The 24,528-nt window shown below is 72.4% G+C and carries 18 protein-coding genes and 1 pseudogene; 13 read left to right on the plus strand and 6 right to left on the minus strand.

Annotated elements, in window-relative coordinates:
- Positions 1–127 precede the first annotated feature (127 nt).
- A pseudogene (locus O7621_RS21600) lies at positions 128–1,594 on the plus strand (PucR family transcriptional regulator ligand-binding domain-containing protein); the annotation flags it as partial.
- On the opposite strand, the gene O7621_RS21605 reads toward O7621_RS21600, so the two are convergent.
- Positions 1,541–2,782: an XdhC/CoxI family protein gene (locus tag O7621_RS21605; protein ID WP_282230940.1), complete on the minus strand. Its 1,242-nt coding sequence runs from the start codon at positions 2,780–2,782 to the stop codon at positions 1,541–1,543. The pseudogene O7621_RS21600 and the gene O7621_RS21605 sit on opposite strands and share 54 nt — an antisense overlap.
- Positions 2,779–3,477: a nucleotidyltransferase family protein gene (locus tag O7621_RS21610; RefSeq protein ID WP_348775254.1), complete on the minus strand. Its 699-nt coding sequence runs from the start codon at positions 3,475–3,477 to the stop codon at positions 2,779–2,781. The genes O7621_RS21605 and O7621_RS21610 overlap by 4 nt, the downstream gene beginning before the upstream one ends.
- Before the next feature lie 147 nt (positions 3,478–3,624).
- Here O7621_RS21610 and O7621_RS21615 point away from each other — a divergent pair, with 147 nt between their 5' ends.
- The 5 genes from O7621_RS21615 (at position 3,625) to O7621_RS21635 (ending at position 10,241) form a co-directional block, all read left to right on the plus strand.
- The gene (locus tag O7621_RS21615) at positions 3,625–4,461 is read left to right on the plus strand and encodes an FAD binding domain-containing protein (RefSeq protein WP_282230941.1); all 837 of its coding nucleotides are present in this window, start codon (positions 3,625–3,627) and stop codon (positions 4,459–4,461) included.
- Positions 4,458–7,205 (plus strand): molybdopterin cofactor-binding domain-containing protein, encoded by a 2,748-nt coding sequence (locus tag O7621_RS21620; protein WP_282230942.1) that lies wholly within the window; start codon positions 4,458–4,460, stop codon positions 7,203–7,205. Before O7621_RS21615 ends, O7621_RS21620 begins: the two co-directional genes overlap by 4 nt.
- A 40-nt stretch (positions 7,206–7,245) precedes the next feature.
- On the plus strand, positions 7,246–8,349 hold the full coding sequence (locus O7621_RS21625) for an adenosine deaminase (protein WP_282230943.1): 1,104 nt from the start codon (positions 7,246–7,248) through the stop codon (positions 8,347–8,349).
- On the plus strand, positions 8,339–9,034 hold the full coding sequence (locus O7621_RS21630; RefSeq protein WP_282230944.1) for a hypothetical protein: 696 nt from the start codon (positions 8,339–8,341) through the stop codon (positions 9,032–9,034). The genes O7621_RS21625 and O7621_RS21630 overlap by 11 nt, the downstream gene beginning before the upstream one ends.
- A gap of 115 nt (positions 9,035–9,149) precedes the next feature.
- Positions 9,150–10,241 carry a hypothetical protein gene (locus O7621_RS21635; RefSeq protein WP_282230945.1) on the plus strand — a complete coding sequence of 364 codons (1,092 nt, stop codon included), beginning with the start codon at positions 9,150–9,152 and terminating at the stop codon, positions 10,239–10,241.
- 19 nt (positions 10,242–10,260) lie between these two features.
- Here O7621_RS21635 and O7621_RS21640 read toward each other — a convergent pair whose 3' ends face one another.
- From O7621_RS21640 to O7621_RS21650, 3 genes are read right to left on the minus strand one after another with little or no spacing between them, the layout of a single operon-like run.
- A complete protein-coding gene (locus O7621_RS21640) occupies positions 10,261–11,352 on the minus strand; it encodes a glycosyltransferase (protein WP_282230946.1) in 1,092 nt (363 codons plus the stop codon).
- 45 nt (positions 11,353–11,397) lie between these two features.
- On the minus strand, positions 11,398–12,840 hold the full coding sequence (locus tag O7621_RS21645; RefSeq protein WP_282230947.1) for a sugar transferase: 1,443 nt from the start codon (positions 12,838–12,840) through the stop codon (positions 11,398–11,400).
- 56 nt (positions 12,841–12,896) lie between these two features.
- A complete protein-coding gene (locus tag O7621_RS21650) occupies positions 12,897–14,000 on the minus strand; it encodes an LCP family protein (protein WP_282230948.1) in 1,104 nt (367 codons plus the stop codon).
- A gap of 280 nt (positions 14,001–14,280) precedes the next feature.
- On the opposite strand from O7621_RS21650, the gene O7621_RS21655 reads away from it, so the two are divergent.
- The 7 genes from O7621_RS21655 to O7621_RS21685 all read left to right on the plus strand — a co-directional run bounded on the left by O7621_RS21655 (position 14,281) and on the right by O7621_RS21685 (position 23,720).
- Entirely contained in the window at positions 14,281–16,971 is a 2,691-nt protein-coding gene (locus tag O7621_RS21655; RefSeq protein ID WP_282234679.1) for a hypothetical protein, read from the plus strand.
- Between the two features lie 55 nt (positions 16,972–17,026).
- The gene (locus O7621_RS21660) at positions 17,027–17,584 is read left to right on the plus strand and encodes a SigE family RNA polymerase sigma factor (RefSeq protein ID WP_281555096.1); all 558 of its coding nucleotides are present in this window, start codon (positions 17,027–17,029) and stop codon (positions 17,582–17,584) included.
- Positions 17,577–18,749, plus strand: a complete 1,173-nt coding sequence (locus tag O7621_RS21665; RefSeq protein WP_282230949.1) for a hypothetical protein — start codon at positions 17,577–17,579, stop codon at positions 18,747–18,749. The genes O7621_RS21660 and O7621_RS21665 overlap by 8 nt, the downstream gene beginning before the upstream one ends.
- A gap of 112 nt (positions 18,750–18,861) precedes the next feature.
- Positions 18,862–19,167: a hypothetical protein gene (locus tag O7621_RS21670; RefSeq protein ID WP_282230950.1), complete on the plus strand. Its 306-nt coding sequence runs from the start codon at positions 18,862–18,864 to the stop codon at positions 19,165–19,167.
- A 14-nt stretch (positions 19,168–19,181) separates the two neighbouring features.
- Positions 19,182–20,870, plus strand: coding sequence for an amidase (locus O7621_RS21675; protein ID WP_282230951.1), 1,689 nt, complete (start codon positions 19,182–19,184; stop codon positions 20,868–20,870).
- A gap of 231 nt (positions 20,871–21,101) precedes the next feature.
- Positions 21,102–21,896 carry a siderophore-interacting protein gene (locus O7621_RS21680; RefSeq protein WP_282230952.1) on the plus strand — a complete coding sequence of 265 codons (795 nt, stop codon included), beginning with the start codon at positions 21,102–21,104 and terminating at the stop codon, positions 21,894–21,896.
- A gap of 129 nt (positions 21,897–22,025) precedes the next feature.
- The gene (locus O7621_RS21685; RefSeq protein WP_282230953.1) at positions 22,026–23,720 is read left to right on the plus strand and encodes a S8 family serine peptidase; all 1,695 of its coding nucleotides are present in this window, start codon (positions 22,026–22,028) and stop codon (positions 23,718–23,720) included.
- 77 nt (positions 23,721–23,797) lie between these two features.
- Here O7621_RS21685 and O7621_RS21690 read toward each other — a convergent pair whose 3' ends face one another.
- On the minus strand, positions 23,798–24,373 hold the full coding sequence (locus tag O7621_RS21690) for a hypothetical protein (RefSeq protein WP_282230954.1): 576 nt from the start codon (positions 24,371–24,373) through the stop codon (positions 23,798–23,800).
- Between the last annotated feature and the right edge of the window lie 155 nt (positions 24,374–24,528).

Below are 24,528 nucleotides of genomic sequence, written 5' to 3' on the forward strand. Positions count from 1 at the left end.
AGTCAAGCAGTTGCGGCGAGCCGGCCGGTAGCGGCGCAGGGACCAAAGACGAAACATCGTCACCGTACGGTTTTGGAGGTTCATCCAATCACCGTGACCGGAGGCGACCCCTGTGCTGCTGGCCGACGTGCTCGACAAGGCCCATCTGAAGCTGGTGCCGCTGACCGGCGACGACGGTCGGGACCGCACCGTCGGCCGGGTCAACGTCATCGACCTGCCCGACCCGGGCCGCTACGTGGCCACCGCAGACCTGGTGCTCACCGGCCTTATGTGGCACCGGGGGCCGGCCGATTCCGAGGTCTTCGTCGCGGCGCTGGCCGCCGCCGGGGTGACCGCGCTGGGCGCGGGTGAGGCGCTGCACGGCAGCGTGCCCCGCGATCTGGTCGCCGCCTGCCGCCGGCACCGGCTACCGCTGTTCGAGGTGCCCGCCGACGTGTCGTTCCGCGACATCATCGACGACGTTCACCCGACCCTGTGGGCGCAGCGGGCCAGCTCGCTGGCGGCGGTGCTGGGCCGGCAGCGCGGACTGGTCGCCGCGATGGCCGCCGGCGCCCGGCTGACCGATCTGCTGCCGACCGTCGCAGCGGCGATCGACACCGACTGCTGGACGTTGACCACCAGCGGGCGGGTGGTGGCCGGAACGGCCGAGCTGGCCGATCCGGTCGCCGACGCGCTGAGCCGCGCCTTCCTGACCGCGCAGCGGCTGCCCGCGACGGTGACGGTCGACGGCGCGCGGTTCTCCGTGTTCGGGGTGCCCGGCCGGGCCGAGCACCGGCTGGCTGCCTGGTTGGTGGCCTGCCGTGGCGCGCTCGACACGCTGCCCGGCACGGTCGACGAACTGACCAGCGTGGTGGCGCTGGAACGGGCGCACCTGGACGAGGCCGCCCGGGTGGAGGCACGGTTGGCCGGTCAGCTGCGCACGGCGCTACGGGCGCCGGGGGACCTCGCCGGGTTGCGGGCCGCGCTGCTGGCCGCCCGGCTCGACCCGGACGCCACGTTCGTCGCGGTCGCCGCCACGCTGGACGGGATGCGCGCACCGGCGACGCTGACCGTCGCCGTGGTCGACGAGTTCCTCAGCCGGCTGGCACCCGACCGGGCAGTCGCCGTCCTCGAACCCGACCTGCCCTCGGGGGCGCTCGCCGTGCTGGCGCTGGCTCCGCAGGGCGCCGGCACCATAGGTTCGGCGCTGGTCGCCGCCGCCGACCGGATGGCGCCAGGGCTGCGCGGCGGCCGGCTCATCATGGGTGTCTCCGCCGCCGGCGTGGGTGCCGCCGGGCTGGGCGGGGCGGTCGAGGAGGCGCTGCACGCGCATCGATCCGCCACCGGCACCGCGACCGGCCCGGTCAGTGTGGTGGCCGCCGGTGACCTCGCGTCGCATTCGCTGCTGCTGGCCGGGGTACCGGCCGGCACCCGGCAAGGGTTCCGCGGCCGGCTGCTCGGGCCGGTCGAGGAGTACGACCGGGCGCACCATGCCGACCTGCTGCGTACGCTGTCGGCTTTTCTCGACTGCGACGGATCGTGGAGCCGCTGCGCGCAACGGCTACATGTGCACGTCAACACGTTGCGGTACCGGATCGGTCGGATAGAGCAGTTGACCGGCCGGGACCTCGGCCGGTTCGAGGACCGGGTGGACTTCTTCCTGGCGTTGCGGCTCACCGCCAGCTGACCCGTGCGCCGCAGGCCCGTACTCCGTCGGATGGATCGAGCCCCGGCCGCCGGTCAGCCGTCCGCCGTCGCGGCCGCTGCGGGTCGCGACGATCTCGGCGGCGATGCTGACCGCGGTCTCCTCCGGGGTCACCGCCCCCAAATCCAGCCCGATCGGCGCGGACAGCCGGGTCAGCGCGGCCGGCGGCACCCCGACGGCACGCAGCCGGGCCGCCCGGTCGGCGGCGCTGCGCCGGGACCCCATCGCCCCGAGGTAGGCCAGCGGCAGGTCGAGCGCGGTCCGCAGCAGCGGTACGTCGAACTTCGGATCGTGGGTGAGTACGCAGAGCACCGTACGCGGGTCGACCCGACCGGCGGCGGCCTCGACGCTCAGATAACGGTGCGGCCAGTCGACGACCACGTCGTCGGCGTCCGGGAACCGCTGCCGGGTGGTGAAGACCGCCCGGGCGTCGCAGACCGTCACCCGGTAGCCGAGGAACCGGCCCTGCCGGGCCAGCGCGGCGGTGAACTCGGTCGCCCCGCAGATGATCATCCGGGGCGGCGGCAGGATGCCGAGGACCAGCAGGGTGGTGCCGGCGGCGGGCTGGGCGAGCGTGGTGCGCCCGGTGTCCAGCGCCGGGCGGGCGACCCGGACCGCCGCCGCATCCAGCGTCGGCCCGCCGAGCGAACCCCACCGACCTTCGGCGTCGACGAGCAGCCAACGACCCTGGCTGGCTGGCGGCCCGGTGAGGCAGATGACGACCGCGACCGGGCGGGCGGCCCGGGTCGCCGCATGCAGCCGCTCCAGCTGCGGCACGCTGTCGCGGTCCACCCGCTGCACGTACACCTCGATGGTGCCGCCGCAGGTGAGACCGGGGTCGAAGAGCTCGTCGCCGGTGTCGCCGAAGCGCGCCAGCCGCCCCTCGCCGGTCTCCAGCACGGTACGGCACAGCTGGTAGATGGCGGCCTCGACGCAGCCGGCCGAGACGCTTCCGGTGACCGTACCGTCCGGGGCCACGAGCATGCTGGTGCCCGGTGGCCGGGGTGCGCTACCGGCGGTGGCGGTCACCGTCGCGACGGCCACCTGCTCACCGGCGTACCACCAGCGCATCGCCTCGTCGAGGACCGGCCCGATCATCCGGTCGCCACCGTCCGGGCCGATGCACCGCCGGACCCGCCGCCCTCGATGAGCCGGTCGAGGCCGGCGAACCGGTCGGGCTCCGGGAACCGGGCCAGGCCGGCGAACCGGTCGGGCTCCGGGAACCGGGCCAGGTCACCGGGCCGGTCCAGGTCGGTCGGGTCGGCCACGTCGCCGCAGGGCACCAGACGCAGCTGGTCGGGGTGGGCCCGCAGATAGTCGCGGGCGCCGGTGTCACCGGTCGCCGACGCCGCCACCGCCGTCCAGTGTGCCCGACCAAGCACCACGGGATGCCCCGGCCGCCCGTCGACGTAGCTGGCCGCAGCCAGCGTCCGCCGATCGGCGCCGGCCGCCACCCGGCGGACCGCCGCTGGACCGATCCCCGGCATGTCGACCAGCAGGACGGCCGCGGCGTCCGCCGGGCTGGTGCCCACCGCCGCCAGGCCGACCCGCAACGACGAGCCCATCCCGGTGGCCCAGTCCGGGTTGACCGCCGGCACGGCACCGGCCAGGTCGGCACTGGTGCACACCGCGTCGGCCGCCGCGCCGAGCACCACGATCACCGGCCGGCAGCCGGCCGAGCGCAGCGTCTCGACGGCCCGGGACACCAACAGGGTCCCGTTGAGACGGACCAGCGCCTTGGGCCGACCGTAGCGGTGGCCGGCGCCGGCGGCGAGGACGATTCCGGCAAGCACCCGTCAACGATGGGCAGCGGCTGATCACCCGGTCAAGGCACCCGGGTACGCCTTGTAGCTTCGTCCAACCACCCGGCTGATCGGCGGGTCGGGATTGTGTTTCGCCGTCATTGTCCGGGCCGCCGGCGGCGACGGACGATGCGGACCGTGGATCTGCATACCGTCTCCGACGTGATCGACGCCGACGCCGACGCCTGGCGCCCCGGTGACCGCTGGCTCGCCGGCGGCAGCTACCTGTTCTCGCAACCTCAGCCCGGGGTGCGCCGGCTGCGTGACCTGACCCGGCTGCGCTGGCCGTCGATCCGGATCGATTACGACGGGCTGGAGATCGCCGCTACCTGCACCGTCGCCGAGCTCGCCCGGTTCGCCCCGCCGCCCGGCTGGAACCGGGTGACGGCGCTGGTCGCCGGCTGCTGCGACGCGTTCCTCGCCTCCCGCAAGATCTGGAACGTGGCAACCGTCGGCGGCAACATCTGTGCGGCGCTGCCGGCCGGTCCGATGACGTCGCTGGCGGTGGCGGCCCGGGCCGAGTACCTGCTCACCGACCTGACCGGCGGGCAGCGCCGGGTGCCCGCCGACGGATTCATCCGCGACGTCGGTGCAACACTGCTCGACACCGGCGAGTACCTGCGCAGCGTCCGGCTGCCGGCAGCCGCCGCCCGGGCCCGGTACGCGATGCGCCGGGCGTCGCTGTTCCGGCACGGCCGGTCGGCGGCGCTGGTCATCGGCTCGGTCGACCAGGACACCGGCGGGTGGACGATGTCGGTGACCGCAGCCACCCGCCGCCCGGTGGTGCTGTCGCTGCCGGCCGCACCGACCGGGTCCGAACTGCTGGACCGGGTCGACGCCGAATGCGCCGCCGCCGGCTGGGTCGACGACGTGCACGGCCTGCCGCGCTGGCGGCGGCACCGCACGCTGCGGATGGCCGACCAGGTCCGGGCCGAACTGGCCGCGGCCGGCACCGACGGCGAGGACGGCCGGTGAACGTCGTGGTGAACGGCACCGCCGCCGTCGGGGAACCGGCCGCCGGCCAGTGCCTGCGCACGTTCCTACGGGACCAGGGCTGGTACGGCGTGAAGAAGGGCTGCGACGCCGGGGACTGCGGGGCGTGCACCGTACACGTCGACGGAGTCCCGGTACACAGCTGTGTCTACCCGGCGGTACGGGCCGAGGGCCGGTCGGTGACCACGGTCGAAGGACTGGCCGACGGCGACACGCTGCACCCGGTGCAGCAGCGGTTTCTCGACGCGCAGGGATTCCAGTGCGGGTTCTGCACCGCCGGGCTGGTGATGACGGTGGCCGCGCTCGACGAGACCCAGCGCGCCGACCTGCCGCGCGCGCTGAAGGGCAACCTGTGCCGGTGCACCGGCTACCGGGCGGTCCGCGACGCGCTCGACGGGGTACGGCACGTGACCGGCACCGCCGACGGCACCCCCGGCGGCGGCCCTGGCTGCCCGGCGGTCGGCGGCAACGTGGCCGCCCCGGCAGCCCGGCAGATCGTCACCGGCACCGCCCGGTTCACCTTCGACGTCGATGTTCCCGGGCTGGCCCACCTGAAGTTGGTCCGCTCGACGGTGCCGCACGCCCGGATCGTCGACGTCGACACCGACGACGCGGTGCGGGTACCCGGGGTCCTGGCGGTACTCACCCACCACGACTGCCCCGACCTGCGGTACTCCACCGCCCAGCACGAGAACCCGCGCGAGGACCCGGCTGACACCCGGCTCCTTGACGACGTGGTCCGCTTCGTCGGGCAGCGGGTGGCGGCGGTGGTCGCCGAGACCGAGGCGGCCGCCGAGACGGCCGCCAACCTGGTCCGGGTCAGCTACCAGCCGCTGCCGGCGGTGTTCGACCCGGCGGCGGCGATGCTCCCGGGCGCGCCCGTCCTGCACGACCTGGATCCGGCGGTCAGCGGCATCGCCCGGCCAGTGGACAACGTGGCCGGTGAGGTGCACGGTGAGATCGGCGACGTCGACCGGGCGCTGGCCGACGCCGACGAGGTCTTCACCGCGACGTTTCGTACCCAACGGGTGCAGCACGCCCACCTGGAGACGCACGGAGCGATCGCCTGGCCGGAGCCGGACGGCGGACTGACCGTACGGTCCAGCACCCAGACGCCGTACCTGACCCGCCGGGCGCTGGCCCGGCTGTTCGGCCTGCCGGTCGAGAAGGTCCGGGTGGTCGCCGGCCGGGTCGGCGGCGGATTCGGCGGCAAGCAGGAGATGCTCGTCGAGGACGTGACGGCGCTGGCCGCACTGCGCACCGGACGACCGGTGAAACTGGAGTTCACCAGGGCCGAACAGTTCACCGCGGCGACCACCCGGCATCCGTTCCGGACCCGGGTGACGGTGGCGGGGCGCCGCGACGGGACGCTGACCGCGATCCGGCTGCATGTCGTCGCGGACACCGGCGCGTACGGCAACCACGGCCCGGCGGTGCTGGCACACGGCTGCAGCGAGTCGGTGGCCCTCTACCGGTGTGCGAACAAGCAGGTCGACGGTTGGTCGGTCTACACCAACACGGTTCCGGCCGGCGCGTTCCGCGGCTACGGGCTGGGTCAGGTGTCGTTCGCGGTGGAGTCCGCCGTGGACGAGCTGGCCCGCCGGCTCGGGTTCGATCCGGTCGCGTTCCGGGCCCGCAACGTGATCGGCCCGCAGGATCCGCTGGTCACCCCGGTCGGGCACGACGACACCGTACGGGTGCACAGCTACGGCCTGGACCAGTGCCTGGAGCTGATTGCGCGGGCCCGGACCGAGACCCGGCAGGAGGACGTTGCCGCCGGCTGGCTGGTCGGCGACGGCATGGCGGTGGCGATGATCGCCACCGGACCACCGGGCGGTCACCACGGCCGGGCCCGCGTCACCCTCGACGCCGACGGCGGCTACCAGTTGGACATCGGGATGGCCGAGTTCGGCAACGGGTCGACCACCGTGCACCGGCAGTTGGTCGCCGACGCGCTGGCCACCACCGTGGACCGGATACGGATCCGGCAGTCGGACACCGCGCTGGTCGGTCACGACACGGGGGCGTTCGCCTCGACCGGCACCGTGGTGGCCGGCACCGCCGCCCAGCGCGCCGCGGTCGCACTGCGGGACGTGCTGGTCGACGCCGCCGCGCGGGCGACCGGCGTCGACCCGTGGGAGTGCCGGGTGGACGCGACGACGGTGCGGTGCGCCGGCCGGCTGGTCGATCTGGTCGATTTGGCCCGGGCCGCGTCGACGGCCGGCCGGCCGCTCACCGCCGAGGGGCACGCCGACGGAGCGCACCGCTCGGTGGCCTTCGACGCGCACTGGTTCCGGGTAGCGGTCGACCCGGACAGCGGGGAGATCCGAATCCTGCGCAGCGTGCACAGCGCGGACGCCGGCACGGTGCTCAACCCGATGCAGTGCCGGGGGCAGGTGGAAGGTGGGGTGGCGCAGGCTCTCGGTGCCGCCCTCACCGAACATGTGGACATCGACGACCAGGGTCGGGTGACCACCGACGATTTCCGCAGCTACCACCTGCCGACCTATGCCGACGTGCCGCTCACCGAGGTGCTGTTCGCCCGCACCAGCGATCCGCTCGGGCCGGCGGGCGCGAAGTCGATGAGTGAGAGCCCGTTCAACCCGGTGGCCGCCGCGCTGGCGAACGCGCTGCGGGACGCGACCGGAGTCCGCTTCACCGATCTGCCGTTCACCTCCGACCGGGTGTGGGACCGGCTGCAGCACGACCGGGCCGACGGCGAGTAACGACATCGGCGAGTAACGACTGAAGGAAGAATAGATTCGCATGGTGGCTGTTTCGTTGGCGGAGATTGTTCGGGCGCCGAAGGTGCTGCTGCATGACCATCTGGATGGTGGGTTGCGGCCGGCGACGGTGGTGGAGTTGGCGGACGAGGTGGGTCATGTGTTGCCGGTGACGGATCCGTCGGAGTTGGGTCGGTGGTTCGTGTCGGCGGCGGATTCGGGGTCGTTGGAGCGGTATCTGGAGACGTTTGCGCACACGGTGGCGGTGATGCAGACGGAGGCGGGGTTGTTCCGGGTGGCGGCGGAGTGTGCGGTGGATCTGGCGGCGGACGGGGTGGTGTACGCGGAGGTGCGGTTCGCGCCGGAGCAGCATCTGTCGCGGGGGTTGGGGTTGGGTCAGGTGGTGGAGGCGGTGTTGGCGGGGTTCGCGGCGGGGTGTGCGGAGGCGGCGGAGGCGGGTCGGGTGATCCGGGTGGGGACGTTGTTGACGGCGATGCGGCATGCGGCGCGGTCGCAGGAGATCGCGGAGTTGGCGGTGCGGTACCGGGATGTGGGGGTGGTGGGGTTCGACATCGCGGGTGCGGAGGCGGGTTTTCCGCCGACGCGGCATCTGGACGCGTTCGAGTTTTTGCAGCGGGAGAATTTTCATTTCACGATTCATGCGGGTGAGGCGTTCGGGTTGCCGTCGATCTGGCAGGCGATTCAGTGGTGTGGTGCGGATCGGTTGGGGCATGGGGTGCGGATTGTGGATGACATCGAGGTGGGTGGGGGTGGGGTGCGGTTGGGGCGGTTGGCGTCGTATGTGCGGGACAAGCGGATTCCGTTGGAGTTGTGTCCGTCGTCGAATGTGCAGACGGGTGCGGTGGGTTCGATTGGTGAGCATCCGGTGGGGTTGTTGCGTGATCTGCGGTTCCGGGTGACGGTGAACACGGACAACCGGTTGATGAGTGGGACGTCGATGTCGCGGGAGATGTGGTTGTTGGTGGAGGCGTTCGGGTGGGGGTGGTCGGAGTTGCGGTGGTTGACGGTGAACGCGATGAAGAGTGCGTTCATCCCGTTCGACGAGCGGCTGGCGGTCATCGACGACGTCATCAAACCCGCGTACCGGTCCCTCGTCGAGGACGAGGAGGCCGGCCGTGTCGGTTGAGGCCCAGCCCCGCCGGTGCGGCGGTGCGACCGCCGCCCGGTGGGGCGCCATCCCGCACCGACGGCTGCTCGACGCGGTCGCCGCAGCGGTTCCGGCCGACCGGCTGCCCAGAGTGGAGACCGCCACCGTGACCCATCTGCTGCGGCCGGTGCCCTGGCAGCGGCGCTCCGGGCTGGTCAGTCTGGTCAGCACCGCTTACCCGGCGCTCGCCCACCGGGTCGCCACCGTGGTCGACGACGAGTTCCCCGGGGTACGAATCGCCACCACCGCCCGGATGAGCGGCCGCGACGACCGGGACCGGTTCGACGTACTCGTCCCCAGCGGTCGGGCCGACGAGGTGCTCGGCTGGCTCGCGCGGCTGTGGCAGACGGCCACCGAGCAGGTCGGGCCACACGCCCGGCCGGGCCTGCGTACGCCGGCCGCCCGGACGATGTGGCGGGCGGCGCTGCTGGTCGCCAACGGCTCCCGCCGCCGCAGCCAGGTCCGGGTCCGGGTGCCGGACCCGGCTGCGTTGACCGCGCTGACCCAGGCGGGTGACGCGCTCGGCCTGGCCGTGCACCAGCATGTGCGGCGGGGCAACTCCTACTTCGTCACGGTGGATGATCCGGCCCAGTCGGTCCAGTTGCTCCGGATCGTCGGCGCCGGGCCGCACGCCGAGGCATGGGTGCGCGACACTGCGGCCTGACCGGTCGGCCGTGCGGACAGATCCGCAGGCTCCCGAGCCGTGTCGCTAACCAAGAGCAGCGATGTGACCACCCTCGGTCGCTATGATCCCCAGCAGGACAGGGGCGGGAGGCCGAATGCAACCGGTAGATCCGTACCGGCTCGTCGAGATGCTGGGATCGTGTCCGGCGGGCAGCGTCTGGTCGGCTGTGGAACCCCACGGCGAGCGGATCACCGTGGCGATCCTCGACGCCGATGTGGCCGCCGACGAACGGTGGCGGGAGGCGTTTTCTGCGGCCGCCGAGGCGCTGGCCGACCCGGCGGCGGGAGCGCCGGCCTTCCGATACGCGAACTTCACCGCACGGGTCCCCTGGGTCGCCTGCCCTGCCGGGCCCGGTGCGGGGGCGGAGCGGATTTTCCTTGCCCTCGGCCAGGACTATCGACCGGCGTACCCTCCGGTGCCCCGGTTCGCCCCGGCCGAACCACCGCGCCGACGCGTTCCGGGCCCGCTGCTGGCCGGGGCGGCGGTCGTGGCGGTCCTGCTTGCCGGTGCCACCGTCATCTGGTGGCCGGACCGGTCCGCCGAGAACCCATCACGGTCCGCAGCGAGCGCGTCGCCGGGCCGGGCGGTCGACACCCCGCCGAGCGACACCCCGCCGGGCGGCCCTCCGCAGGATGGCATCCCGCCGCTGGCCACCCCGAACCAGCCCGGGTTGGAGCCACCGGTGGAGAGCTCCTGGCGGGCCGACTGGCCCCGGTTCACCCCGGAGGACACGGTCCGCACCTACACCGACCTGGCCGACGTGGGTCTGGTCCTCAAGGTGCCGTGGAGCTGGAACTGCTCTGCCGTCCCGGACGACCGGGACCCACAGACCCGCCGTCTGCGGTGCAGCGGCACGTTCGGTGAGCAACAGCAGGTCGGTGGCGAGGTCGTGGTCCGGCCCTGTCCACAGCGGTGCACCCCGGACCGGCAGGCGAGGATGCGCCAGGCCGAGGAGGCGTGGAGTCAGCGGTGGCTGCAGGCAGGCATCGCGACCGCGTACGCCGAGATCAGCACGCTGCAGGTCGACGGTGAGCGGCGGCACGGTCTGGTGATGGTCGCCTACTGGCGCGGCGGGCAGGACGGGTCGATCGACCGGCAGTTGGTGCTGCGGCTGACCGGCCCGGCCGACGGGGCCAGCCCGTTGCGCATGATCGCGAACTATCTCCGCAGTTCGCTGCTGCTGTAGTCGGCTGGCGGCGGTGCCGTCACCGACACTCGGCTTCGATCCAGTCGGCGAGTTTCGCGGCGAACTCGGCCGCGGCGAACGACTTGGCGTGTGCCTGGATACCGGCGGCGTCGAACTGGTCGAGCCGACGCAGCAGCGGAACGTAGTCGTCGGCCCGGGTCGAGTCGACGAGGTGTCCGGTCACACCGTCGACAACGGTCTCCAGCAGCCCGCCACGACGCAGCCCGAGGACCGGCGTACCGCAGGCCTGCGCCTCGACCGGGATGATGCCGAAGTCCTCGTGCGCCGGGAAGAGCAGCGCCCGGGCCCCCCGGTAGAGCTCCCGCAGCCGGGCCCGGTCCGGACGTACCTCGAAGGTCGCCTCGGCGCCGACCCGGTCGGCGTGCCGACGCAGACTGGCCTCCTGGGGCCCGGAGCCGGCGATGACCACCGGCATCCGGGCGGCCGCGGCGATCGAGATGATCAGATCGAAGTTCTTGTACGGGATCCAGCGCCCCACCCCGAGCAGGTAGTCGCGTTGCGCGACGGGGTCGTCCGGCTGGGCGGTGGCGAAGTAGTCGACGTCGACCGGCGGATGGATGACCACCGCGTCGCGGTGCCAGAACCGCCGGATCCTGTCCCGCACCTCACGGGAGTTCGCGGCGTAGCTGGCCACGTGCCGGCTGAGCCGCACGTCCACCGTCTGCAGGGCCCGCCGGGGCAGGGCGAGCAGCCGGCCGGAGCCGCGGCCGTCGTAGTCGGGACTCCACACGTAGCGGGCCGGCGAGTGGACGTAGCTCAGATGCCGGGTCCGCCCCGGCGCACCGAGCCGTACGGTGTGCGCGAAGGCGTGGCTGGACGACAGGACCACGTCGAAGTGCTCCCGGCTGAGGGTCCGCCACACCAGCGGCATCAGCGGCAGGGCGAGGGTCTTGCTGCGGCGCAGCGGTGTCCGGGCCAGCCAGGACTCGCGCAGGCCCTGGTCGGTCACCCCGGGGTCGGACCACAGCACGAACCGTTGGGCGTGCGGGACGAGGTCGGCGATCCGCCGGAACACCTGCTCTGACCCGCCGGTGTCGCCGAACCATTCATGGACGAGTGCGACCGGACGGCCGGCAAGTGGTGTCGTCAACTTTGCGAGCTCCCCTCGTGGGCGTCGGTGCGCCGGTCGGCTGGATCAGCGCCCGCGGCCACGGAGCACCTCGGCGACGGTACGCAGCACCACCTTGATGTCCAGCCACAGCGACCAGTGCTCGATGTAGAAGTTGTCGAACCGGGCACGGTCGGAGATCGGTGTGTCTCCCCGCAGGCCGCTGACCTGGGCCAGCCCGGTGAGTCCCACCGGGACCCGGTGGCGCATCGCGTAGCCGGGCAGCTCGGCGGAGAACTTCGCCACGAAGTGCGGACGTTCCGGCCGGGGACCGACCACGGTCATGTCGCCGCGCAGGATGTTCCACAGCTGTGGCAGCTCGTCGAGCGACGTACGTCGCATGAACCGTCCGATCAGGCTGACCCGGCGGTCGTCGGCGATCGACCAGGTGGTCCGGGCCTCCTGGTCGGTCTCGGGGCGCAGCGACCGGAACTTGATCACGTTGAAGGTCCGGCCGTGCTGGCCGATGCGCTCCTGCCGGAAGAGGATCCCCCGGCCGCCGTCGATGAAGGTCGCCACTGCGCACAGGGCGAGCACCGGGCTGAGCAGGACCAGCGCCACCGAGGCGAGTGCCACGTCGGATGCCCGTTTGACCATCCAACGCGGACCGGACAGGGCGATGTGCCGCACGTGGACGAGCGGGATCGCGCCGATGTGGTCGGGTTGCCGCCCGTACGATCCCGAGCCCCATAGTCTGGCCACCGCCCAGAGGTCCTGGCTGGCGCACTCGGGTCGGCGCAGCAGATCCATCAGCCCGGCCTCGGGGCAGTCCGGATCGGCGATGATGAGCACCTCGGACTCGACCATGTCGATCAGCCGGCCGAGGTCGTCGAAGGTCCCGACCAGCGGCAACGACGCGCCGTCGGTCTGCCGGGTGACCGAGTCCACGCAGCCGGCGAACCGCAGGCCGTAGCTGGGGTAGCGGCGCATCAGCCGGGCCAGCTCGGCCGCGACCGGACCGCTGCCCAGGATCAGGGCGTTGTGTTCGACCCAGCGACGACGGCGGGCGAAGACCACCACCGCCCGGGTGACCGAGCGTCCGATGATCAGCAGTACGGCCGACACGGCGATCCCCCGCATCAGGTCGGCCACGTACTCCACCGAGTCGTGGCGCAACCCGGCTATTATCGCGACGGTGCCGGACGCGGTGAGCAGGCGTCCGCACAGGGTCGGCAGTTCGTCGAGGAAGCTGACATGGCGTCTGGCCCGGTAGAGCCCGCTGAACGCGAAGACGGCGATGGTCAACGCCGCCATGAACAGGGTGCCCCGCCAGTAACGGTCGGAGATCAGCAGCGGAGCGAGCAACGCGGCGAGGTCCACCGGCGCGGCGATCATCCAGGCCCGTAGCGGCCGAGTGCGGCTCGATGCCCGCGAACCGGCGTACGGCAGGACCGCGGTGGCGCCAGCCGACGGATCCGGCCCCACGTCCGGCCGTGGCCGGGGCACCAGCGGCAGCGACGGCGCTTCCACGACTTGGCCATGCCTTCCCGGTTCGGTGGAGCGGGGCTGGTGGTCGGTGCCGTAGGTCACTGCGCCGCAGCGAGAATCTCGTCGACCGCGTCGCGACGGACCGCGTCGTAGAAGGAATCGGCCGCCTCGGTGTCGGCGAACACCACGCTCTCGTCACCGACCCGCCCGGTGCCTTCGGTCGGGCTGGTGACAAAGGTGAGGTCGTCGCCGCGCAGGTGTCGCAGATCCATGCCGAAGTCGATCAGGGACAACGTCTCGTCGACCGCCACCGCGTCGGCGGTGGCCCGGACGAACGAGTTCAGCGTGGCCGGGCTGGACAGCACCCCACCGGAGGCCGCCTTCTCCAGGATGGCCTTGATGACCTGCTGCTGGTGGCGGATCCGGGCGAAGTCGCCATCGGCGAAGGCGTACCGCTCGCGGGCGTAGTCGAGGGCCGCCGCGCCGTCCATCGTCTGGGGGCCGGCGGCGAACGAGCGTCGGTTGTCGGGGTTGAGGGAGTGGTTGGAGGTGAACGCCTCCTCGACGTCGATCTCGACCCCGCCGAGCGCGTCGACGATCTCCCGGAATCCGGCGAAGTCCACCAGGGCGACGTTGTCCACCCGGACTCCGGTGAACTCCTCGACGGTCTGCACCATCAGCGGGATACCACCCCACGCGTACGCGGCGTTGATCTTCGCTTCCCGTCCGCCGTATGTTCCTTCCTGGTTCTCCGGCACGAAGACCCAGGTGTCCCGGGGAATGGAGATCAGCTGGGCGCTCTGCCGGTCGGCCGCGATGTGCGCCAGGATGATCGTGTCACTGCGGGAGCCCGACGTGCTCTGCGGGTCCCGGGTATCGCTGCCGAGGATGAGAATGTTCGTGGCGGTGGTCACCTTTTCCGGCCGGAGCTCCTCCGGCACGTCCACGAACGCCTCCACCCGCTCGATCCCGGACTCGATCGACCGCAGGTAGAACCCACCGGCGAGCAGTCCACCGCCACCGAGCAGCGTCAGGACCACGAGCACCGTCAGAACGATCCGCAGCCCGCGGCGACGGCGACGCGGCGGCGCGGCGGAGTCCATGACCGACTCGGGATCCTGCGCCCCCGGCTGCACCCCGTCCGCAGTTCCGCCCAACTCCTGGGCGGCCGTAGGGTCCGCGAGCCGTTCTCGACGTGACATGTCAGTGATAGTACTGACAGAGGTTTCCGGATGATGTCCGCCCGGGACAGTCGAAGATCCACTTAATCATCCACGCCGGTCTTATCCGCATTCACCTTCCTGCCAGTACCGCTCATGACAGCGATTCATCGTCCTACCCTGGCGGCGGACCTGACGGGTTCCCGTCAAACCGCCGGGCATTCTGCCCCAATCGTCCAAACCGTGAATTCAGCGGGTGGCCTGCTTGACCGACACTGGATGGACCGTCCGCTCACCTGCAGGATCGGAGTGCCGAGTGACCATGGAGGCCGGTGCTGACCGGGCACGTGACCGGCTCGTCTCCCGGGGCGTGGCCGAGTTGCTGACCCTCGTCGGCCGGCTGCTGCGCCGGCCCCGGCGCGGCGAGCACGATCTGCCGGTCGTCGTGGCCGTTGGCGCCGCCGGGTCCGAGGTGCACGCCGGGGTGCTGCGCCGGCTGCGCCGGCCGGCCCGCCGCCGAGTGCCGCATGTCGACGTCGACGCCGCCGAGTTCCCAGACGCAGCCGGGATCCGCCCGCTGCTCGACGCGATGCACCACCAGCTCGCGCTCGACGCGTTCGGCGGTGAGCCGTTCACCTTCCGCCACTATCCGCTGGCCCGTTGGCTGATGGACCAGCAGCTGGCCGACGTCGAGGTCTCCGAACGCCGGGCCCGGCTCACCCAGATGCTGCGCGACTGGCGCCGCCGGCCCGCCACCGAGAACCTCAGCGGCGCCTCGGACGCCGAGACCATGTTCGCCACCGCGTACCGCCTGCTGCTCTGGCTGGTCCTGCGGGCGGTCCCGGACGTGGTCTTCCGGGCCGCTTTGTCCGGGCGGCTTCCGGTGGTCGGCGGCCGGTACCGCTGGTTCATGCGCCAGCAGTACCTCGCGCCACGACAGAGCGGCACCTTCATCGGCTTCGCCGAGCGACTCACCACCGACCTGCGTACCGGGGAACAGCCCGAGCAGGTGCGCAAGCTGCTGGTGCACGCCTTCCTGGAGGACCTGCGCGCCGGACATCTGCGCCGCGTCTGGTCACCGAACGGCTGGCAGCGCACCGCCTACCCGGTGCTGCTGCTGCGCGACGTCGCCCCGGACAACGCCGGGCACGCCCTGCTGCGGCTGGTCAACGATGTCCGCAACGAGACCGGCCGGTGGGACCCCCTGCTCGTCCTGGCCACCGCGGCCGAGGGCTACACCCCGGTACCCGGTGCCGCGACCCCGATCCGGCTGACCGAGGTGGACATCGGACTCGACGAATGGCGCGAGGCCCTGCCGGAGCAGCGGCGGCTGCGCCGCGCCGACGCATGGATGCTGCCGCTGGCGGCGACCGCCGACCCCGACGACCGGTACGGACACCCGACCGCCACCGATCTGGCACCGCCGGCGCCACCGTGGTGGGCCCGGCGTACCGTCGCCGCCGCCGTGGTCCTGGCCCTGCTCGCCGGTGGGCTGTTCTGGGCCGGCGGGCGGTGGGGTCCCGGTTGTCTGCCGCACCCGGGGCAGGGCGAGATCTCGCTGCGACTGATCGACGGGGAGTGCATCGGCTACAGCGACAATCTGGCATACGTGTTCAACCACGACCCGGGCCAGGAGGCGCTGCGCGGGGTACAGGACCGCATCTTCCGGCAGAACGAGGAGGTCATGCAGGTCTGGCGGAGCAGCCAGCGCCGACGCCCGCTGATGACGCTGGTCTATCTGGGCATCATGACCGGCCAGCGGACCGGTCCCCGGGAGGTCTCCTACGTCTCCGAACGCGAAGAGCTGGAAGGGATGGCGGTTGCCCAGTACGCCCGGATGAAGGCGTCGGCGAGCACCGACGGCCAGGCGCTGCTGCGCATCGTGGTGGCCAACGGTGGCAAGCAGATGCGACACGCGGAGCGGACGGTGGAACTGCTGGCCGGGCTGGCCCGCCGGGATCCGACGGTGGTCGGCGTGGTCGGCCTGGTGGAGAGCCGCACCACCACGGCACGGGCGCTGCGGCGACTCAACGAGGTGGGGCTGCCGGCGGTCGCTCCGACGCTGTCCGCCGACGGGCTGCACCGCAACTCGCGGCTGTACCTGCAGATGGTCCCGCCCAACGCCGACCAGGCCGAGCTGGTGTCGGCGTACGCCACCCGGGTGCTCGACCTGTCCGAGGCACGCATCTACTACACCACCGGCGACAACAGCCCACTCGCCGACGACCTGTACGTCAACACGCTGGTCACCGGCCTGACCGACCGGCTCGGTGAGCAGGCCACCGCGCGGCCGTTCCGGGTGGGCGACTCGCTCGGACACGAATGCGGCTACCCCGGTTTGCTCTTCTTCGCCGGCCGGTACTCGGAGTTCGACGAGTTCCTGGAGGCGCTGCGGGGCTGCCGGAACGATCCCCCGCTGCACCTGGTGGCCGACGACTCGGTCAACCGGTACCTGGCCAATCACCAGCTGCGGGCGAACGCACCGGGCAACCTGCCGGTGACGTACGTGTCGAAGGCCGCGTTGGCGATGTGCACCAGGCTGGTGGCCGACGCGGTCGCCGACGAGTCACGCCGCCGGTTCCTCGACCTGATCCGCCGCGACGACCTGCTCGGCGAGCGGCGGTGCGTGGACGGCTCCGGTCCGCCGGTCGGCGAACGGGTGGCGCTGGCCTACGACGCGACGATGATGCTGATCGCGGCGGTGGAGCAGCTCGCGGCCCGGCTGAACGTCGGCTCCCGGCCGTGGGACGCGCGGGCGGTCAGCCCGGTCGCGGTCTTCACCGAGGTACTGCGCCAGAATGCCGCGGCGGCGTACCCGGGGGTGACCGGGCCGACCCGGTTCTCGGCCGACACCGGCGAGCCGGTGGAGAAGCGACTGTCGCTGATGTACGTGGCCAGCGTGCCGCAGGTCGACCGGGAACCGCAGGAGGTCTTCTACTGCGGCCGGGCGCAGCCGGAGGACCCGCCCGGCTGCCATCCGGCACCGGCGACCTCGAGCGGCGACACCGGCTGACCGCCCACCGGGCGACCGATGGAACCTTCCGGACCGCCGGGGAGTCGGGCACTGCATGGGAGAATCCCCGCCGGACGCCGACGGCGGCGGCCCGGCGCGCCCTGACGACGTCATCGGCCAGGTGTACGCCGGCAGCTACCGGCGGCTCGTCGTGCAGCTGTACGCCGTCACCGGCGACCTGGGCGAGGCACAGGAGACAGTGCAGGAGGCGTTCGTCCGCGCCCTGCTCGCTCCGCACCGCTTCGCGGAGTTGGACAACCCGGAGGCGTGGCTACGCCGGGTGGCGGTCAACGTCGCCCGCAGCCGGCACCGCCGCCGGGCCGTTCTCGCCCGGCTGCTGCCCCGGCTGGCCGCCCCGGTCGACACCGAACGGCTGATCGCCGACAGCTCGGCCGAGCACGTCGCGCTGATGCGGGCGCTACGCCAACTGCCGGCCGGGCAACGACACGCGATCGCCCTGCACTACCTGGCCGACCTGCCGGTCGCCGAGGTCGCCGACGCGCTCGGCGTGACTGAAGGCACCGTCAAGTCCCGACTATCCCGGGGCCGGACGGCCCTCGCCGGCCTGCTCGTCGACACGTCGACCAGTCACACCCGGAGCAGCCATGCCTGACCTGCGGCTGACCACCTTCGACCGGGAGCGAATCAGCGAAGCGGTGATCCAGCCGGCGCTGGACCGGCTCCGGGCGCGGGCCCGACGCCGACGGCGGACCATGATCGTCGCCGCCGCGCTCGGCCTGCTGCTGGTGGCGCTGGTCGCGCCGGGCCTGGCCGCCACGGTGGGCCGCCACCGGTCCGACAGCCCTGTGCCGTCCGGCCCGCTGCGGATCACCGTGTGGGACGACCGGACCGTGGTGGGTGTCGACGGCCCCGGCGACGACTGCCGGTTCCGGTTCACCCGCAGTGACGACGCCGGATCGACGTGGCTGCCGCTGAACGGACCGGACACCACGGCGGACTGCCTGCACGACGCGGCCGGCCACCCGGTTTCCCGGGCGGTGGCGTTCAGCCTCACCCCGGACGTCTTCCTGGTCGGCGTCGGCGTCACCGATCACGTGTCCACCGACGCCGGCCGGACCTGGCGGGACGCCACCGCGACGACCCGCACCGTCACCGCGTTCCCACCCGGAGCGCAGCCGGTCGACTGTCTGACCCCCTGCGCCGACCTGCGCCCGCCGGTCGCGGTCGACCCGGTCGACGGCACGGTGTACCGGCTGGCCGACCCGCCCACGGTCGGCGGGCGGGTGTACGTGGCCGCGGACGGGGCGATCTGGACCGCCGGGCAGGCCGGAACCGGGCCGGGCACCGTGATCGCGGTCAGCACCGACCGGGGCGCCAGCTGGCGGACCACCGCCGGACCGGCCGGCGCCCTGGTCGCCGGCCTCGCGGCCCGCGACGCCCGGCAGGCGTTCGTCCTGTTCGACCCGATCGACGCGGGCGGGACCGGCTCGTCGGCCGCCCGGCCGGTGCTGTGGCGTACCACCGACGGTGCACGCAGCTGGCAGGACCTGGCCGCCCCGCTGCCCCGGCTGGGCCAGAGCGCGCTCACCGTCGGCGACGACGGCCGGCTGCTGGTGGGCGGCATCGGCCGGCACACGGCGCCGACGTGGACCAGCGACGACGACGGCACGACCTTCACGGCCGGCACCGCCGGCCCGTACGGCGAGCTCGGTGCCCTGCCGGGGCGGCTGTGGGTCTGCGCCGGGCAGCCCGGCGCGCCCGGCTCGGTCACCGTCGACGGAATCGGCTGGCAATCCGTCCCACTGCCGACCCAATGACCTGCCAACCTGGCCTGAGCTGCACGGATTCATGATCACGTGACAGCTGCGTCACGGTGCCGACATCAACCGGCCGGAGATTGTGGCCACCGCTTCACCGCCAGGAGGTTCCATGGCCCCCACCCCTCCGACCGACGACGAGTTGAACACGTTCATCGTCGCCCAACTCGCCTCGCTCGGCATCGACCTCGACCAGCTGCCGGCCGGCACCACCGCCGACCCGGTCACCGGCTCTCCCGGCCGCGACTCGGTGCTCGCCTCGCTGCGGTCCTTCATGCGCAGTACGGTGCCGACCCTCGCCGCGTACCAGATGCCGACCCCGGACGCCGCCGACCCGGCGACCGCCATGGCGCTGTCCCAGCAGCCCGCACCGGTCCTCTACCCGTCGATCAGCACCGAATGGCACAAGCCCCGATGACAACAGAGGACGCCATGACAGACTCATCCACAGACGTACAACTGCCGCTCGACCGGCTCCTCGACCGCCGCGCGTTCCTGGCCCGCACCGCCGCGCTGGCCGCCACCGCCACCGTCGGCACCGTGGCGCTGCCCGGCCTGGCCGGGCTCGCCTCGGCCGCGCCGAGCGGCACCAGCGCCCCGGCCGTGAAATTCAACCCGGAGCTGGACCGGGGGGCCGCGTACAACAAACCGCGCGAGTCGGCCATGTCCGACCCGACCGAATGGACCATCTCGGAAGCCGCCTGGATGATCCGGCACAACAAGATCGTGCCGGTCGAGCTGGTGCAGGCATATCTGGACCGGATCACCGCGTACGAGTCGACGTACCAGGCGTTCAACGTGGTGCTCGCGGAGGCGGCGGTCAAGGCCGCCCGGCAGTGGGCCAACCGACCGCACCGGGGGCCGCTGCACGGCATCCCGCTGGCCATCAAGGACAACTACTTCACCGAGGGCGTGCCCACCACCGCGAACTCGTACCTGTTCCAGGACTTCGTCCCACCGTACGACGCCACCTCGGTCGCCAAGCTGGTCGTGCAGGGCGGCATCGTGCTCGGCAAGACCCAGATGGGTCCGCTGGCCACCACCCGGGCGACCCTGCCCAATGGTCAGGTCACCACCGTCAACGCCTGGACGCCGACGAACCCGTCGACCAACCCGGGCGGATCGTCGACCGGCACCGCGACCGCCGTCGCCGGCCGGCTGGCCAGCTCGGGGATCGGCACCCAGACCGGTGGCTCGATCACCTCGCCGTCCAACGCCCAGAACCTCACCGGCATCAAACCGACGATGGGCCGGGTGTCGCTGGCCGGGATCGTCCCGCTCACCTACACCCGCGACCACCCCGGCCCGCTCGCCCGCGATGCCAAGGACGCGGCGATCATGCTGATGGCGATGGCCGGGCCGGACCCGGCCGACCCGCGCAGCCAGGGCCTGCCGCCGGTGCCGAACCTGATCAACGCGGCGACGCCCCGCTACGACGGCGACAACCTCCGGATGCGGTGGAAGACCCGGATCGGGGTGCTGCCCGGCTACGCCGACGGCAGCTCGGAGACGGCGGCCGCCCGCCGCGCGTTCCTCGCCGAGATGGCCGCCATCCCGGAGTGCGAGCTGGTCGAGGTGCCGTTGCCCGACGAGTGGAGCCTGCTTACCGGAGGCGCGTTCAACAACGTACGGCTGCCGGAGCGCAGCGAGCCGTTCATGCCGTACCTGCGCACCGACCTGCGTGGCTTCGGGGTGTCGGTGACCAGTTGGCTGCAGGGTGCGCTGCTGGGCGCCAACGGCTGGGTCACCGGCCAGCGCGCCAAGCTGCTGCTGCTGGACCGGATCCTGGACCAGATCTTCAGCAGCTGCGACGTGGTGGTGCAGACCAGCCCGGTGCCGTTCGACATCGTCGGGCTGCCGGAGATCGCGTTCCCGATCGGCTTCTCCGGTGGCGGGGTGCCGATCGGCACCATCCTCGGCGGGCAGCCGTACGCCGAGGACCGTCTGCTGTCGGTGGCCGCCGCGTACCAGGCGGTCACCGACTGGCACTGGCGGCGACCGGCCGACCCACCGGCGGCCGACCCGGCACCGGCCGGGGCGGCCAGCGCCGCCCGGTCCACGGCGGCGACGCCGTCGCGGGGCCGGTTGACCGCCGAGGAGGTCGCCGAGCTCACCCAGTGACCGACGCGCTTCGGCGTGGTGCGGGCCGTCCACCCGGTGGGTGGGCGGCCCGCAGTTCGCCACCCGGCGGAACACGGTGCCCCGACACTCGCTGCGGGTCGGCCTTCCGGACGCCAGCACCACCAACTAAGGTAAGGCAAACCTGACCACTCCGGGAGTCCGTGGCCACGCCAGCCGCACCGGCCGCTGTCGCTCGGCCGGGCGCGCTCCCGCGCGACCTTATGGAGAGCGATGAGCTTCAAGGACGCCAAGAAGCACACCACGCTGTGTGTGGTGAACGTCGTCGGCACCGAACGGATCAGCCCGAACTTCATCCGGGTCACCCTCGGCGGCGACCAGTTGCAGCGCCTGCCCCACCACGGCTTCGACCACTGGTTCCGACTCTTCCTGCCGCAGGAACACGGTGAGACCACCTTCGACCTGCCCAACCGGGCCGACACCATCGGCTACCTGAAGTACCTGCGGATCCCGTCGGCGACCCGCCCACACCTGCGCAACTACACGGTCCGCGCGTTCCGGCCGCAGGCCCGCGAACTCGACATCGACTTCGTCGTACACGGCGACGAAGGAGTCGCCAGCCGGTGGGTGCAACGCACCAGGGCCGGTGACACCGTCGCTCTGCTCGACCAGGGCCGCGGCTACGAATTCGCCCCCGACACCACGTTCCACCTGCTGGCCGGCGACGAGACCGCGCTGCCGGCGATCGTCGGCATCCTGCGGGATCTACCACGCGACGCCACCGGTCTGGCCATGGTCGAGATCCCCGACCCCGCTGACACCCAGCCGGTCGACGCGCCCGCCGGGTTCGAGGTCCGTTGGTTGCCCCGCCCGGCCGAGGCCCGGCCGGGCAGCCTCGCGCTCGCCGCGGTGCAGGCCTGGACGACCGACAGTCCGACCACGGTGTCCGCCTACCTCGCCGGCGAACAGGCCCTGCCCGCCGGGGCCCGCCGTCACCTGGTGGAAATCGGTGTCCCGAAGCGCCGGATCAGCTTCACCGGCTACTGGCGACTCGGCAAGACGCACTGAACCCGGCGAATCGCAGACCGCAGTGGACCCTCCGGCACCGGAGGCGGCGGTAGATTACCCCCAGCGCCACCGCCCCCCGGTGGCGCCGATCACGGTTTGTCCGTGCACATTCTAAGAAGGGATGATGTGGTGAGCAGACGCTTCACCGCCGGTGCCGTCGCTACCGCGACGACCCTGGCCCTGCTGGGCACCGTACCGGCCGGACCGGCCGGCGCCGCCCCCGGCGCCTCGGGCGACGTCACCGAGTACACGGTGGTCGCCGAGGCCGGCACCGGCACCGCCGAGGCGACAGCGGCCATCGAGGCCGCCGGCGGCACCGTCACCGGCAGCACCGCCGACGTGGGCATGTACCAGGTCGTCACCGACGACGCCGAGTTCGCCGCCAAGGTCGCCGCCGCTCCCGCGCTGCTCGGCGCCGCGGAGAGGCGGGCCATCGGGTACGCGCCACGCCAGCGCTTCGACGCGGTGGAGCAGGAGCACCGCATCGCCGGCGCGGCATCCGCCGGGGCGGCCGGGCGGCGCGGCACCCGGATGGACCCGCTGGACGACAAGCTGTGGGGCCTGCCGATGATGCGGGCGGACAAGTCACGCCGGGTCGAGCCGGGCGACCGGCGGGTCACCGTCGGCATCCTGGACACCGGCGTCGACGGGCAGCACCCGGACCTCAAGCCCAACTTCAGCTACTCGCTGTCGCGCAACTTCGCCCCCGACATCCCCGACATCGACGGCCCGTGTGAGGTGGAGTCCTGCCTGGACCCGGTTGACCGGGACGACAGCGGCCACGGCACCCACGTCGCCGGGACCATCGGCGCCGCCGCGAACCGCTTCGGCCTGTCCGGCGTCGCCCCCAACGTGACGCTGGTGGCGCTCAAGGGCGGCCAGGACTCCGGCTACTTCTTCCTCGACTCGGTGGTCAACGCCCTGGTCTACGCCGGTGACGCCGGCATCGACGTGGTCAACATGTCGTTCTACATCGACCCGTGGCTGTACAACTGCCTGGACAACCCGGCCGACTCCGCCGAGGAGCAGGCGTCGCAGCGGGCCACCATCGAGGCGGTCAACCGGGCACTGCGGTACGCGCACAAGCGGGGCGTCACCCTGGTCGGCTCGCTCGGCAACAACCACGAGGACCTGGGCGACCCCCGCCCGGACTCGTCCAGCCCCAACTACGGCGGCACCCCCCGGCTGCGCACCATCGACAACGACACCTGCTGGGACCTGCCGGTCGAAGGCGCGCACGTGATCGGTGTGTCGGCGCTCGGCCCGTCAAAGGCCAAGGCGGACTACTCCAACTACGGCACCGAGGAAATCTCGGTCGCCGCGCCCGGCGGCTGGTTCCGCGACGGCTACGGCACGCCGACCCACCGGACCTACGACAACACCATCCTGTCGTCGTACCCGCTGCACGTGCTGCAGGAGGAGGGTGTGGTCGACGCCGACGGCAACATCGTGCCGGACGCCGAGTCGTACGTGTTCAAGGAATGCACGTCGGCCGGGGTGTGCGGCTACTACACCTACCTGCAGGGCACCTCGATGGCGTCACCGCACGTCTCCGGGGTGGCCGCGCTGATCGTCAGCCGGTACGGCAAGCGCGACGGCCGCCGGGGCGGGTTGACCCTGGACCCGGACAAGGTGGAACGGCACCTGTACCGGACCGCGGCCGACACGGCCTGCCCCGAGCCGCGCCTGGTCTCCTACGCCAACGAGGGCCGGTCCCCCGAATGGGACGCCTACTGCGACGGCGGTGCCGGCTTCAACGGCTTCTACGGCCACGGCATCGTCGACGCCTTCGCCGCAGTCACCCGGCCGCTGCACCACCACTGAGGACGTCCGGTCCGGACGGCCGGGGTGGGATGATCACCGCCCACCCCGGCCGCCGGCCACGGCCAAGCCCGAGCCGGTCACGTCCAAGCCGGCGCCGGCCGCCGCCAACCGGTCGGCCAACGCCGGATGGGCCTGCCGCAGCGGCCGGCGGCGCGCAGCGGCAGCAGCGCCAGCGGCCCGGTCGGGCACCACCACATCCGCGGCCACGGCGTGCCGGCCGGTGGTGTGTCGGCCAGGCCGAGCGCGTCGAGCACCGGTCCGGCCACGTCGTCCCAGAGCCATCCGAGCACGTCGGCAAGGGTGTCGTCGTCGGCCGGCGCCGGCACGGTGTCGAACTCCCGGGCGGCGCGTTCGGCGACGCCGAGGCTGGTCAGGTAGGCGTCCGCCCGCTCGGCCACGGTCTGTGCGGTGAGCCGGGGCAGCTCGACCACCCGTACACCGGTGGGTTCGACGATCAGCGCGTCGCACCGCCACCGGCTGACGTTGATCACCGCGACCGGTCCGCTGCCGGTCGCCGGCAGCAAGGTGGACAACCGGGGCGGCAGCAGGAAGTCCTCGAAGCCGGGCAGTCTGCGGACCTGGGCGACGGTGTCGTCCCATTCCCGGGCTGCCGCCATTCGCCGGTCGACGTCGCGTGACACCGCCAGATCCATCGGACCCTCCTCGTCAGACTCTGCCACATTCCTGTCGGACAGACAGTTCCGCCGGGACGGCGTTGTGTACGGCGTCCTCAGGTGACACGATCAAGAAGAGCATTCACCTAATCCGATCGAGGAGGTGGACATGCGGACGTTGCGGCACATGGCAG

Origin of the sequence: Solwaraspora sp. WMMD937, from assembly GCF_029581175.1 — a bacterium.
Classification (GTDB): Bacteria; Actinomycetota; Actinomycetes; order Mycobacteriales; family Micromonosporaceae; genus Micromonospora_E.